Annotated in this window: 15 protein-coding genes; 7 read left to right on the top strand and 8 right to left on the bottom strand. The window is 67.0% G+C overall.

Annotation, left to right across the window (positions count from 1 at the left end):
- Positions 1 to 16: 16 nt before the first annotated feature.
- Genes A7D27_RS12700 through A7D27_RS12690 form a run of 3 tightly spaced genes read right to left on the bottom strand, consistent with a single transcriptional unit; the run spans position 17 to position 1,388 of the window.
- Positions 17 to 454 (bottom strand): hypothetical protein, encoded by a 438-nt coding sequence (locus A7D27_RS12700; RefSeq protein ID WP_069565099.1) that lies wholly within the window; start codon positions 452 to 454, stop codon positions 17 to 19.
- A gap of 35 nt (positions 455 to 489) precedes the next feature.
- Positions 490 to 789 (bottom strand): YciI family protein, encoded by a 300-nt coding sequence (locus tag A7D27_RS12695; protein WP_069560958.1) that lies wholly within the window; start codon positions 787 to 789, stop codon positions 490 to 492.
- Positions 790 to 797: 8 nt separating this feature from the next.
- Positions 798 to 1,388: a septation protein A gene (locus A7D27_RS12690; RefSeq protein ID WP_069560957.1), complete on the bottom strand. Its 591-nt coding sequence runs from the start codon at positions 1,386 to 1,388 to the stop codon at positions 798 to 800.
- 66 nt (positions 1,389 to 1,454) lie between these two features.
- Between A7D27_RS12690 and A7D27_RS12685 the strand changes: the two genes are divergently transcribed.
- The 6 genes from A7D27_RS12685 (at position 1,455) to rluB (ending at position 6,176) form a co-directional block, all read left to right on the top strand.
- Positions 1,455 to 2,330 (top strand): PHP domain-containing protein, encoded by an 876-nt coding sequence (locus A7D27_RS12685; protein WP_069565098.1) that lies wholly within the window; start codon positions 1,455 to 1,457, stop codon positions 2,328 to 2,330.
- A 13-nt stretch (positions 2,331 to 2,343) separates the two neighbouring features.
- A complete protein-coding gene (locus tag A7D27_RS12680) occupies positions 2,344 to 2,979 on the top strand; it encodes an L-threonylcarbamoyladenylate synthase (protein WP_069560955.1) in 636 nt (211 codons plus the stop codon).
- Between the two features lie 119 nt (positions 2,980 to 3,098).
- Positions 3,099 to 3,797, top strand: a complete 699-nt coding sequence (locus A7D27_RS12675) for a ScpA family protein (RefSeq protein WP_165665613.1) — start codon at positions 3,099 to 3,101, stop codon at positions 3,795 to 3,797.
- 3 nt (positions 3,798 to 3,800) lie between these two features.
- A complete protein-coding gene (scpB, locus tag A7D27_RS12670; protein ID WP_069565097.1) occupies positions 3,801 to 4,604 on the top strand; it encodes an SMC-Scp complex subunit ScpB in 804 nt (267 codons plus the stop codon).
- Between the two features lie 9 nt (positions 4,605 to 4,613).
- The gene (locus A7D27_RS12665) at positions 4,614 to 4,793 is read left to right on the top strand and encodes a DUF1289 domain-containing protein (protein WP_044408754.1); all 180 of its coding nucleotides are present in this window, start codon (positions 4,614 to 4,616) and stop codon (positions 4,791 to 4,793) included.
- 87 nt (positions 4,794 to 4,880) lie between these two features.
- Positions 4,881 to 6,176, top strand: a complete 1,296-nt coding sequence (gene rluB, locus A7D27_RS12660; protein WP_069565096.1) for a 23S rRNA pseudouridine(2605) synthase RluB — start codon at positions 4,881 to 4,883, stop codon at positions 6,174 to 6,176.
- Between the two features lie 63 nt (positions 6,177 to 6,239).
- On the opposite strand, the gene A7D27_RS12655 is transcribed toward rluB, so the two are convergent.
- The 5 genes from A7D27_RS12655 to A7D27_RS12635 all read right to left on the bottom strand — a co-directional run bounded on the left by A7D27_RS12655 (position 6,240) and on the right by A7D27_RS12635 (position 10,966).
- Positions 6,240 to 7,169 carry a GGDEF domain-containing protein gene (locus tag A7D27_RS12655; RefSeq protein ID WP_069560951.1) on the bottom strand — a complete coding sequence of 310 codons (930 nt, stop codon included), beginning with the start codon at positions 7,167 to 7,169 and terminating at the stop codon, positions 6,240 to 6,242.
- Between the two features lie 242 nt (positions 7,170 to 7,411).
- Complete coding sequence (locus tag A7D27_RS12650) at positions 7,412 to 8,152, bottom strand: YciK family oxidoreductase (RefSeq protein WP_069560950.1); 741 nt, start codon at positions 8,150 to 8,152, stop codon at positions 7,412 to 7,414.
- A gap of 87 nt (positions 8,153 to 8,239) precedes the next feature.
- Positions 8,240 to 8,920: an N-acetylmuramic acid 6-phosphate phosphatase MupP gene (gene mupP, locus A7D27_RS12645; protein ID WP_170832293.1), complete on the bottom strand. Its 681-nt coding sequence runs from the start codon at positions 8,918 to 8,920 to the stop codon at positions 8,240 to 8,242.
- Positions 8,917 to 9,615: a bifunctional 2-polyprenyl-6-hydroxyphenol methylase/3-demethylubiquinol 3-O-methyltransferase UbiG gene (gene ubiG / locus A7D27_RS12640; RefSeq protein ID WP_069560948.1), complete on the bottom strand. Its 699-nt coding sequence runs from the start codon at positions 9,613 to 9,615 to the stop codon at positions 8,917 to 8,919. Before ubiG ends, mupP begins: the two co-directional genes overlap by 4 nt.
- Positions 9,616 to 9,640: 25 nt before the next feature.
- A complete protein-coding gene (locus A7D27_RS12635) occupies positions 9,641 to 10,966 on the bottom strand; it encodes a TRZ/ATZ family hydrolase (protein ID WP_069565095.1) in 1,326 nt (441 codons plus the stop codon).
- Positions 10,967 to 11,085: 119 nt separating this feature from the next.
- Between A7D27_RS12635 and mtnA the strand changes: the two genes are divergently transcribed.
- Positions 11,086 to 12,162: an S-methyl-5-thioribose-1-phosphate isomerase gene (gene mtnA, locus A7D27_RS12630; RefSeq protein WP_069560946.1), complete on the top strand. Its 1,077-nt coding sequence runs from the start codon at positions 11,086 to 11,088 to the stop codon at positions 12,160 to 12,162.
- Positions 12,163 to 12,336: the final 174 nt, after the last annotated feature.

Genomic DNA, 12,336 nt, shown 5'->3' with positions numbered 1-12,336 from the left:
GTCGCGGAGGTCGTCTTCAGTTGATCCATTGGCGCGGCTGGCGGCGGCTGCCACGCAGCAGGGCGCCGGCCAGCAACGAGAGCAGGCAGGCTCCGCCGCCCACCGCGAACCACATCTGCTCCTCGCTGACGAGGGGCGGGTTGCGGTTGGCCTGGACTTCGCGCAGTTGCAGCTTGAGGCGCTGGTTTTCCTGGCGCAGGCGGGTCAATTGCGCGCCGTCCTGCTCGCTGGCGTTGCCGCGGTCGGCCAACTGGGCGGCCAGGGCCTCCCGCTGCCGCTCGCTTTCGGCCAGTCGCTGGGTCAGTTGGGCAAGCTCCGCCGCCAGCGGATTCACCGCGGGCGCCGGCTCCACCGCCTGGGACGGCGGTGGGGCGGTGGTGACAGGGTCTTCGGCATGGGCCAGGTTGGCTGACAGGGCGAAGGCGAACAGAAGGGGCAGCGGAACCTGGCGCATGTGCGGATTCCTTGGGGCTGGCGGCGGCGCCGCGATCAGGGGAATACCTGTTTGAACGGCTTGACCACCACCTGGCCATAGACTCCGGCGAGGCGGAAGGGATCGGCCTCGGCCCAGGTCTGCGCGGCGCTCAGGGATTCGAACTCGGCGACCACCAGGCTGCCGGTGAAGCCGGCGCTGCCCGGGTCGTTGCTGTCCACCGCCGGGTGGGGGCCGGCCAGCACCAGGCGGCCTTCCGCCTTGAGCTGTTCCAGGCGGGCGATGTGGGCGGGGCGGGAAGCCATGCGCTTCTCCAGGGAATCGGCAACGTCGGTGGAAATGATCGCGTAGAGCATGGGAGTCCTTATTCTTGCGGTTTGTCCGGTTCGGAATCATGCATGTGGCGAGCCAGGAAGATGCCCTGGCCCACGAGGAACAATAGCGTCATGCCCAGGCTGCCGAACACCTTGAAGTCCACCCAGATGGACTGGAAGGTGAAGGCTACGAACAGGTTGGCGAAACCGCAGACCAGGAAGAACACGATCCAGGCCAGGTTCAGGCGCACCCAGATCGGCTGCGGCAGGCTCACGGCATGGCCCATGATCCGCTGGATCAGCGGGCGGTCGCCGATGAAGTGGCTGGCAGCGAAGCCCAGGGCGAACAGCCAGTTGACCACCGGTGCCTTCCATTTGAGGAAGGTCTCGCTGTGGAAGGCCAGGGTCAGGCCGCCGAACACCAGACAGGCCACCAGGGTCAGCCACTGGCCTTTCTCCAGATGGCGCTGGCTGATGAACAGCGCGCCGTAGACAACGATGGAGCTGGCGATGAGCACGGCGGTGGCACTGAAGATGCCGCCCAGCATGACGCTGTGGCCGGCGAGTTCGATGGCACGGGGTTCGAGCTTGTAGACGATGAAGAAGAGTACGAGGGGGACGAAGTCGATGAATTGTTTCACGGCAGCAGCCAGAAGCGGGATGTGGCGGCATAATAACAAACCATTTCTCCAGCGAAAGCGCGCCTCATGCACATCGATCTGCACTGTCACAGCACAGCCTCCGACGGCGCCCTGGCGCCCGCCGCGCTGGTGGCGCGCGCCCATGAACGGGGCGTCCGGGTGCTGGCGTTGACCGATCACGACACCCTCGAAGGGTTGCCGGAGGCTCGCGCGGCCGCTGCTCGTCTGGACCTGCGGCTGATCAACGGCGTGGAGCTGTCCTGTACCTGGGGTGGGGCGACCATTCATGTGCTTGGCTACGGCTTCCGCGCCGATGCGCCGTCGCTCGTCGCGGCCATCGCGGACCTGCACCACGGGCGCTGGGCCCGCGCCGAGGAGATCGACCGGCGGCTGGCAGCCAAGGGCATGCCGGGCGCCCTGGAGGGGGCTCGGGCCATCCAGCGCGAGCTGGGCGACAGCGGCAATGCTCCGGCTCGACCGCACTTTGCCGAGTTCCTGGTGCGTGCCGGGCACGTCCGTGACCGTGCCGAGGCATTTCGCAAGTGGCTGGGGGCCGGCAAGCTCGGCGATGTGAAGCAGCACTGGCCGAGCCTGGCGGATGCGGTCTCGACCCTGCGGGCCGCCGGGGCGTGGATCAGCCTGGCGCATCCCTACCATTACGACTTCACTAGGACCAAGCGACGCAAGTTGGTCGCGGATTTCATCGGTGCCGGCGGCCACGCCATCGAGGTGGTCAACGGCATGCAACCGGCGGATCAGGTGGGGACACTGGCCATCCTGGCCCGCGAGTTCGGGCTGCTGGTTTCTGCCGGCAGCGACTTCCACGCACCAGGCGACTGGTCGGAACTGGGCATGTACCGACCGATTCCGGAGGACCTGCCGCCTCTCGCGGCGCGTTTTGACCATGCACCCAGCCTCGGCAGCCTCAGCACGGCACATTGAACAGGGAGCCCATGTGAGCCAGTTCTTCCAGGTCCACCCGGAAAATCCTCAGGTCCGCCTGATCAAGCAGGCGGTGGAGATCGTCCGGGGCGGCGGTGTGATCGTCTACCCGACCGACTCCTCCTACGCCATCGGTTGTCTCATCGGCGAGAAGTCGGCGGTCGAACGCATCCGCCGCCTTCGCCGCCTGGATGACAAGCACAATTTCACCCTTGTCTGTCGCGACTTGTCCGAGCTCGGGCTGTTCGCCAAGGTCGATACGGCAGCGTTCCGTCTGCTCAAGGCCCATACCCCCGGTCCCTACACCTTCATCCTCAACGCCACTCGCGAGGTGCCGAGGATGCTGATGCACCCGAAGCGCCGCACCATTGGCCTGCGGGTGCCGGACCACCCGATCGCCCTGGCATTGCTGGCCGAACTGGGGGCGCCGTTGATGAGCGCGTCGCTTATTCTCCCCGGCGAGGCCCAGCCCATGAGCGACCCCTATGAGATGCGCCAGGCGCTTGAGCACCACGTGGACCTGATCATCGACGGTGGCTACGGCGGCGTCGAAGCCTCCACCGTGGTGGACCTGTCCGAAGGTGAACCGAGCATCGTTCGCGTCGGTTGTGGCGACCCCACTCCGTTCCTGGCGGACGCCGAGGCGTGAGCGGCGAGCCGACGGGCGTCGATCCTCAGGCCGGGGCCCAGCAGGAGCTGCCGTTCGCGCTGGTCTATGGCCAGGCGGTCACTGAACTTCCCGTCGACCTCTATATCCCTCCGGATGCCCTGGAAGTGTTCCTCGAAGCCTTCGAGGGCCCGCTGGACCTGCTGCTCTACCTGATTCGCAAGCAGAACATCGACATCCTCGACATCCCCGTGGCGGAGATCACCCGCCAGTACATGGGCTACGTCGAGCTGATGAAGTCGGTGCGCCTGGAGCTGGCCGCCGAGTACTTGGTGATGGCGGCGATGCTGGCCGAGATCAAGTCGCGCATGCTGTTGCCGCGCTCCGGCGAGAGCGAGGAGGAAGAGGAAGACCCCCGCGCCGAGCTGATCCGCCGCCTGCAGGAGTACGAGCGCTTCAAGCAGGCCGCCGAGGGCCTGGACACCCTGCCCCGAGTGGGGCGCGACCTCATTGTGCCGCGGGTGGATGCGCCCGAGGCGCGGGCGCGCAAGCTGTTGCCCGATGTGAGCCTGGAGGAAGTGCTGCTCTCCATGGCCGAGGTGCTGCGCCGGGCCGACATGTTCGAGAGCCACCAGGTCACCCGCGAGGCGCTGTCCACCCGCGAGCGCATGAGCGAGGTGCTGGAGCGTCTCAAGGGGGGCGGTTTCGTGCCGTTCGTCCACCTGTTCGCCCCGGAGGAGGGGCGGCTGGGGGTGGTGGTCACCTTCATGGCGGTGCTCGAACTGATCAAGGAACAACTGGTTGAACTGGTGCAGAATGAGCCCTTCGCGCCCATCCATGTCCGTGCCCGAGCCGAGTGACCGATGAACCTCAACGACACCAAGGAGCTGGCTTCCCTGCTCGAAGCCTTTCTGCTGGCCGCCGGCAAGCCCCTGTCGCTGGAGCGGATCGCTGAGCTGTTCGAGGAAGCCGAGCGCCCGGAGCTGTCGAAGATCCGCGACGCCCTCGCCGTGCTGGCCAAGTCCTGCAATGGCCGTGCCTTCGAGCTGAAGGAGGTGGCCTCGGGCTACCGCCTCCAGGTGCGCGAGCGCTTTGCACCCTGGGTCGGGCGTCTTTGGGAGGAGCGGCCGCAGCGCTATTCCCGCGCATTGCTTGAGACCCTGGCGCTGATCGCCTACCGGCAACCCATCACCCGGGGTGAGATCGAGGACATCCGTGGCGTCACGGTGAACAGCCAGATCGTCAAGACACTGATGGAGCGGGAGTGGATTCGCGTTGTGGGTTACCGCGACGTGCCGGGCAAACCAGCAATGTTTGCCACCACCAAGGCCTTCCTCGACCACTTCAACCTGCGCAACCTCGACGAACTGCCGCCCCTGGCTGCCTTGCGCGAACTGGAGCCGGAGCCCGAGCTGGCCCTGGATGACGAGGCGCCGGTGCCGGCCGACCTGCAGGCCCGTGCGGACGCAGCACTGGGCGATGAGCCTGCCGGCGAGCCCCGCGAGGAAGTCAGCTTCCGCAGCCTGCTGGCCGAGCTGGACACCATGGAGGAGGGGCTCAAGACCGACTTCGACGACCTGCTGCCGCCTGACGACGAGCCTGCCACGGCCGATGAGGTGGAGGATGAGGACACGCCCCTCGCCGACGAAGGCGAGACCCTGCACTGAGGTGACCTGATGAAGGACCCCTGCATCGGCGTGTGCCAGTTTTCCGACGATGTCTGCCGGGGCTGCGGCCGCACCCGCCGCGAGATCAAGGCCTGGAAGAAGCTGGACAAGGGCGAGCGCCTGGTGGTGCTGGCCGAAGCCGACCTGCGTCTGCTGGCGCTGCAGGCGACCGGCCGGCGTAAAGGCTGACGGCCCGGCCAGGTCTGGCTAGCCTCAGTGACTACCGCCGCGTATGATGCGCGACCTTTTTCGAGCGATACACCGGGAGGTGCCCAGATGAACGAAGACGATTACAGCCCCGCAGGGGAAAAGCTGCAGAAGGTCCTGGCACGCATGGGGCTGGCCTCGCGCCGCGACATCGAGGCCTGGATCACCGAAGGCCGCGTCAAGGTCAACGGCGCTGCTGCCACCCTCGGCCAGCGGGTCGACAGCCATGACGCCATCAGCGTCGATGGCCGCCTGCTCAAGCGCGAGGAAGAGGCCGAGAGCGTCCGCCGCGTGCTGATCTACAACAAGCCCGAAGGCGAAGTCTGCACCCGCGACGACCCGGAAGGCCGCCCCACTGTCTTCGAGCGCCTGCCCCGCCTGCGTTCCGGTCGCTGGATCAACGTCGGCCGCCTGGACATCAACACCACCGGCCTGCTGCTGTTCACCACCGACGGTGAGCTGGCGAACCGGCTGATGCACCCCTCCTACGAGATGGACCGCGAGTACGCCGTGCGCGTGCGCGGCGAGGTCACCGAGGAGATGCTGGAGAACCTGAAGAACGGCGTGATGCTGGAAGACGGCCCGGCCAAGTTCACCGACATCCAGGAAGCCCCGGGCGGTGAAGGTTTCAACCATTGGTACCACTGCGTGGTGATGGAAGGCCGCAACCGTGAAGTGCGTCGCCTGTGGGAGTCCCAGGGCCTGGTGGTGAGCCGTCTGAAGCGTGTGCGCTTTGGCCCGGTGTTCATCACCTCCGACCTGACCATGGGGCGCTGGCGCGAGATGGGCCAGCAGGAAGTGGACATCCTCAGCGAGGAAGTCGGCCTGCGCCCGGTGGCCCTGCCGGCCATGAAGGCCAAGTCCCGCGAGAAGCTGGAGCGCATGCAGCGCAAGTCCGCCAAGCCGGTGGCTCCGCGCTCGCGTCCTGCCCGCAGCGAGGGGGACGAGCGTCCGGCCCGTGCGCCCCGTGGCGAGAAAGCCGAGCGTCCGAGCCGTCCCCGTGGCGAAGGTGCGGAGCGCCCGGTGCGTTCGCCGCGTCCGACCCGTGGTGAGGGTGATGAGCGTCCGGTACGCGCCCCGCGTGGTGAGAAGGCCGAGCGCCCGAGCCGTCCGCGCGGTGAGGGGGCTGAGCGTCCGGCCCGTGCGCCCCGTCCGGCTGGGCGTGGCGAGTCGCGTGGCACGCCGATCGCCGAGCGTCCGAAGGATTCCGGTCGCAAGCCGCAGCGCCCGGCCCGCCCCCAGGGTGATGCCGTGGAAGTCGCCGAGCGCCCGCAGCGCAAGCCCAAGCCGCAGCGTCCGGTGAGCCGCCGCAGCAATCCGCCGGCCGGCGAAGGCCAGCGCCCGGGCTTTGGTCGCAAGCGCTGACGCTGGGTTACAGGCAATGAAAAAGGGGCTCGATGAGCCCCTTTTTCATGTCCGCCGTCTGGATCAGCCGGCCATGGACAGGCGGTTGCGTCCGTCGCGCTTGGCGACATAGAGGGCGTTGTCGGCGCGGCGCAGCAGGCTCTGCACCGACTCGGCCGGCAGCAGCGTGGCGCAGCCCAGGCTGACGGACAGCTCGATCGGCCGGCCGGCCACCAGGTGCTGGATCTCCATCACGCTCAGACGCAGGCGCTCGCCCACCATGGCAGCGGCCTCGCGGCAGGTGTTGGAGAGGAGGATGAGGAATTCTTCGCCGCCGTAGCGGAACACCATGTCGACGTTGCGCAGGCGGCCTTTCAAGGTGGTGGCCACGGCCTTGAGCACTTCGTCGCCGGTGCCGTGGCCGTACTGGTCGTTGATGCGCTTGAAGTGGTCGATGTCCAGCATCAGCACCGACAGCGGCTGCTGGTTACGGCGCGACAGGTCGACCTCGCGCTGCAGGGCCTGGTCCATGGCGATGCGGTTGCCGGTCTCGGTCAGCGGGTCGCGCAGGGCGGACTGCACGGCGGTCCGGTACAGCAGCGCGTTGCGCAACGGGAACAGCAGGCAGGCCAGTAGGGATTCGAGCTGCGCCAGTTCGGCCTCTTCGAAGCGCTGGCGACGGCGGAACACCAGTTCGCCCAGGTACTCGCCCTCATGGGTCAGGCGATAGCCGGCGGAGTGGGCTGCACGCTCGCCGAATTCCAGGCGCAGATCGCTGCCCTGGTGCGCGTAGGCCAGCGCGTCCAGCGGTACCAGGCGCTGCACCTCGCGGAAGAAGCTGCCGAGGATGCGGTCCACTTCCAGGCTGGTCTGCAGCTGCAGGGTCAGCTGGCGGCGCAGCTCCAGCAGGGTGACCTGGCGCGGCGGCTGCAGCGGAGTGGGCGTGTTATAGCCCAGGCGCTGGAGCTTGGCGGCATCGAAATCAATGGTGTTGGTGGGCGTGTGGTGAGCCATTTGGCGAAACCTCTGACGCTTCGAGCGACGACATCCGACCTAAGGCTATTTCCGTGCCAGGTTTCACATTCCTTGGGAAATCCCTTTTCTATCAGCCGCTTATGCGCTTCTAGAGTGGTGGGGTGGCAAGGCGTTGCCGGTTGTCTGACGGGCGAGATGGCAATTTGATGCCTGTTGCGGAGGGGCGCGCCGGTTTAATGGCAGGGCGATGGCGGCGGTTGGATGGCCGCCGCCGGAAGGTCTTACTGTGCGTCGAATGCCTGGCCGTTGATGCCGGTGCTGTCCGCCCCCATGAGGTAGAGGTAGACCGGCATGATGGCCTCGGGTTCCGGATTGTTGGTGGGGCTCTCGCCGGGGTAGGCGAGGGCGCGCATGCTGGTGCGGGTGGCGCCCGGGTTGACGCTGTTGGCACGGACGTTGGCGATGCCGTCCAGCTCGTCGGCGAGGACCTGCATCAGGCCCTCGGTGGCGAACTTGGAGACGGCGTAGGCGCCCCAGTAGGCGCGACCCTTGCGGCCTACGCTGCTGGAGGTGAACACCACCGAGGCGTCGCTGGAGAGCTTGAGCACGGGCAGGAGGGTGCTGGTGAGCATGAACATGGCGTTGACGTTCACCTGCATGACGCGCATGAAGTTCTCGCCGGACAACTGCTCGATGGGTGTACGTGGGCCGAGGATGGAGGCGTTGTGCAGCAGCCCGTCGAGGCGGCCGAATTCACGCTCCACCAGGGCGGCCAGTTCGTCGAACTGGTGCGGCTGGGCGGTCTCCAGGTTGAAGGGGATGACGCCCGGCTGCGGGTGGCCGGCGGCTTCGATGGCGTCATACACCTCGTTGAGGTGGGATTCGGTCTTGCCCAGCAGCAGGACGGTGGCGCCATGGGCGGCGAAGGTCTTGGCGGCGGCGGCTCCGATGCCGCGACCGGCGCCGGTCACGAGGATGACGCGGTCCTTCAGCAGGTCGGGGCGGGCGGAATACTGGAACATCTTGGACTCCTTCGAAGCGCTGCGGGTGCTCGCTTCAGGCAATGGGAAGGCAGGGCATGGGGTCGCTGCGTGGCAGGCCCCCGCCGGTCAGCAGTTGCAGAGTGCGCGGTCGAGAATGGCGCGCAGCTCGAGCGGGTGGTCAACCACCACGTCGGCTCCCCAGTGGTGGGGGTTGTCGTCGGGGTGGATGTAGCCGTAGGTGACTGCGGCGGTGCGCGTTCCAGCGGCGCGACCGGATTCGATGTCGCGCAGGTCATCGCCGATGAACAGCACGCTGGCCGGCTCCAGCCCCAGTTGGCTGCATGCGAGGTGGAGCATCTCCGGGTCGGGCTTGCTGTTGGTCACGTGGTCCGGGCAGATGAGCACGGCCGAGCGCTGGGCCAGACCAAGCTGCTGCATGATCGGTTCGGCGAAGCGCACCGGCTTGTTGGTCACCACGCCCCAGATGAGCTTGGCGGCCTCGATATCGGCAAGCAGCGGCTCGATGCCGTCGAAAGGACGGGTGAGCACGGCGCAGTGCTGCTGGTAGCGTTCGAGGAACTCCAGACGCAGGGCTTCGAAGCCGGGGGCTTCGGGGTCCATCTCGAAGGTGGTTGCAACCATGGCGCGGGCGCCGCCGGAGACCACGTCACGGATCGATTTCTCGTCCCGTGGCGGCAGGCCGCGCTCTGCGCGCATGGCCTGGCAGATGGCGATGAAGTCCGGCGCCGAGTCGAGGAGGGTGCCGTCCATGTCGAAGAGAACCGCTCGCAGTCGCATGGTCGTCACTCCTCGCGCAGGGTCTGGACCATGTAGTTGACGTCGACGTCGTTGGCCAGCTTGTAGTGCTTGGTGAGCGGGTTGTAGGTCAGGCCGATGATGTCCTTCACGGCCAGACCGGCAGCGCGGCTCCAGGCGCCCAGCTCGGACGGGCGGATGAACTTCTTGAAGTCATGGGTGCCGCGCGGCAGCAGCTTCATGATGTATTCGGCGCCGACGATGGCGAACAGGTACGCCTTAGGGTTGCGGTTGATGGTGGAGAAGAACACCTGGCCACCGGGTTTGACCAGGGTGTGGCAGGCGCGGATCACCGAGGCGGGGTCGGGAACGTGCTCGAGCATCTCCAGGCAGGTGACGACGTCGAACTGGCCGGGCATCTCGGCTGCCAGCTCCTCGGCGGTGATGCGGCGGTACTCCACCGGGACGCCGGATTCCAGTTGATGCAACTGGGCCACCGCCAGGGGGGCTTCGCCCATGTCGATGCCGGTGACGGTGGCGCCACGCTGGGCCATGGCCTCGCTGAGGATGCCACCGCCGCAGCCGACGTCCAGCACGCGCTTGCCAGCGAGCTGGACGCGTTCGTCGATCCAGTTGACCCGCAGGGGGTTGATGTCGTGCAGGGGCTTGAACTCGCTTTCGCGGTCCCACCAGCGGTGGGCGAGGGCCTCGAATTTGGCGATTTCGGCGTGATCGACGTTGCTCATGGTGAACACCTTTATCAAACGTAATTCAGTGACCGGCGATGCGCTGGCCCCATTGGCGGGCGGTGGCGATCAGGCGGTCTTCGTCCTGGCGGGTGAGGCGGCCGTCTTCCAGCAGCGGCTTGCCGTCCACCCACAGGTACCGGACGCGATCGCGCCCGGTGGCATAGATAAGTTGCGATACCGGGTCGTAGACCGGCTGCTGGGCCAGCCCGCTGAGGTCGACGGCGATCATGTCGGCGGCCTTGCCCAGTTCCAGGGAGCCTGTGTCCGCCTCCATGCCCAGCGCGCGGGCGCCGTTGAGGGTGGCCATGCGCAGGGCGCGGTGGGCGTCCAGGGCGGTGGCGGAGCCGGCGACGGCCTTGGCGAGCAGGGCGGCGGTGCGGGTTTCCCCCAGCAGGTCGAGGTCATTGTTGCTGGCGGCGCCGTCGGTGCCGATGGCGACGTTGACACCCGCGAGCCAGAGGCGCTCCACCGGGCAGAAGCCACTGGCCAGCTTGAGGTTGGATTCGGGGCAGTGGATGACGCTGGCGTTGCTTTCTACCAGCAGGGCCAGGTCGTCATCGCTGATCTGGGTCATGTGCACGGCCTGGAAGCGCGGGCCGAGCAGGCCGAGGCGTGCCAGGCGGGCCATGGGGCGCTCACCGCGCTGCTCAAGACTCTGCTGCACTTCGAAGGCGGTTTCCTGCACGTGCATGTGGATGCCGGCATCCAGTTCCTCGGCCAGTACCCGGACGTTCTCCAGCTTGTCATCGCTGACGGTGTAGGGGGCGTGGGGGCCGAAGGCGACCTTCAGGCGGGGGTGGTGCTTGAGGTCGCTGAACAGCTCCAGGCCACGGCGCACGGCTTCGCTGGCGTCGTTGGCGCCGGGGATGGGGAAGTCCAGCACCGGGATGGTGATCTGCGCCTTGATGCCGGCGCCGTGCATGGCTTCGCTGGCCACCGAGGGGAAGAAGTACATGTCGGAGAAGCAACTGATGCCGCCCTTGATCTGCTCGGCGATGGCCAGCTCGGTGCCATCGCGGACGAAGTCCTCGTCGACCCAGCGGGCCTCGGCCGGCCAGATGTGCTTCTCCAGCCAGGTCATCAGCGGCAGGTCGTCGGCGATGCCACGGAACAGCGACATGGCGGCGTGGCCGTGGGCATTCACCAGGCCGGGGGCGAGCAGCATGCCGGGCAGTTCGATGACCTCGCGGGCTGGATGGGCCAGAGCTTCCTCGCGCTTGGCGATCAGGGCGATGCGGCCGTCGCGCACCCCGAGGGCGTGGTGGGAAAGCACGACGCCGGCGGGCTCTACCGGGACGATCCAGGTGGGCAGCAGGAGCAGGTCGAGGGGGAGGCGGGCGTGAGGCATGGTGGCGCGTCCTGGGCGCGGAAAATATCGCGGGAGTATACCCGAATAGCCAAGCCAGACCGCCCTTGCATCGCTATAATCCGCGGTTTTTCGCGAAGTTGACTGGGGTGAGGTGTGGCATGCGTGAGCGACTGTTGGCGGCCGAGAAGGTCACGGCCATCGAGTGGCGGGACGGCGTCCTGCGGCTGATCGATCAACGGCTCCTGCCGCGTGAGGAAATCTGGCTGTCCTACGACTCCGCTGCGGGTGTGGCTCAGGCCATTCGCGACATGGTGGTGCGTGGTGCGCCGGCCATTGGCATCAGTGCAGCCTATGGCGTGGTGCTGGGAGTGCGTGAGCGGTTGGCGGCCGGTGGTGACTGGCGCCAGGCGCTGGAGGAGGATTTTGCGCTTCTTGCAGGCTCGCGCCCTACGGCGGTCAATCTGTTCTGGGCGCTGAACCGCATGCGTGATCGCCTTGAGCGCCTGAAGGATACGGAGGATCCGCTGGTGGTGCTGGAGATCGAGGCCGTGGCGATCCATGAGAGTGATCGCGAGGCCAACCTGACCATGGCTCAACTGGGGATGGAGGTGATCCGGCGTCACCAGGGGGCGCCCCAGGCACTTCTGACCCATTGCAATGCCGGTGCCCTGGCGACCGGTGGTTTCGGTACGGCCCTGGGGGTTATCCGTGCGGCTCACCTGGAGGGGTTGGTGGAGCGGGTCTACGCCGATGAGACTCGCCCCTGGTTGCAGGGGGCCCGTCTGACGGCCTGGGAGCTGGTGAATGAGGGCGTGCCGGTGCGCCTGAACGCCGACTCGGCGGCTGCTCACCTGATGAAGGTGGGGGGTATCACCTGGGTGATTGTCGGGGCGGATCGCATCACGGCCAATGGTGATGTGGCCAACAAGATCGGCACCTACCAGTTGGCTGTGTGTGCGATGCATCACGGTGTGCGTTTCATGGTGGTAGCGCCCAGCTCCACCATCGACATGGGGCTGGAAAGCGGCGAGGACATCCCGATCGAGGAGCGTGCTGGCAGTGAACTGCTGGAGGTGGGCGGGGTGCGCATTGCGGCGGATGTCGAGGCCGTGAATCCAGTGTTCGACGTGACACCGGCCGACCTGATCGATGTCATCGTGACCGAGCGCGGCATCGTCGAGCGCCCTGATGCCGAGAAAATGGCCCAACTGATGTGCCGCAAGCGCCTGCACTGAGGCGTTTTGCCCATGCCCGGCGGGGCTGCCTGCCGGGTGGGGATTGTGGTAACCTCCGCCAGTTCTAGCGCTTCCCCTCGCCGGGGCGGTCGCATCCGCGCGATCCCGGCGTAACTCTTTGATTTTTCGTGTCGTCCTGGTGCTGGCCGGGCGGCGGACCCCGCCTCGTTCAGG

Source organism: Pseudomonas sp. 1D4, assembly GCF_001728925.1.
Lineage (GTDB): Bacteria > Pseudomonadota > Gammaproteobacteria > Pseudomonadales > Pseudomonadaceae > Metapseudomonas > Metapseudomonas otitidis.
The sequence above is the reverse complement of the archived record's forward strand: the minus strand, read 5'-3'. Positions and strand labels throughout refer to the sequence as shown.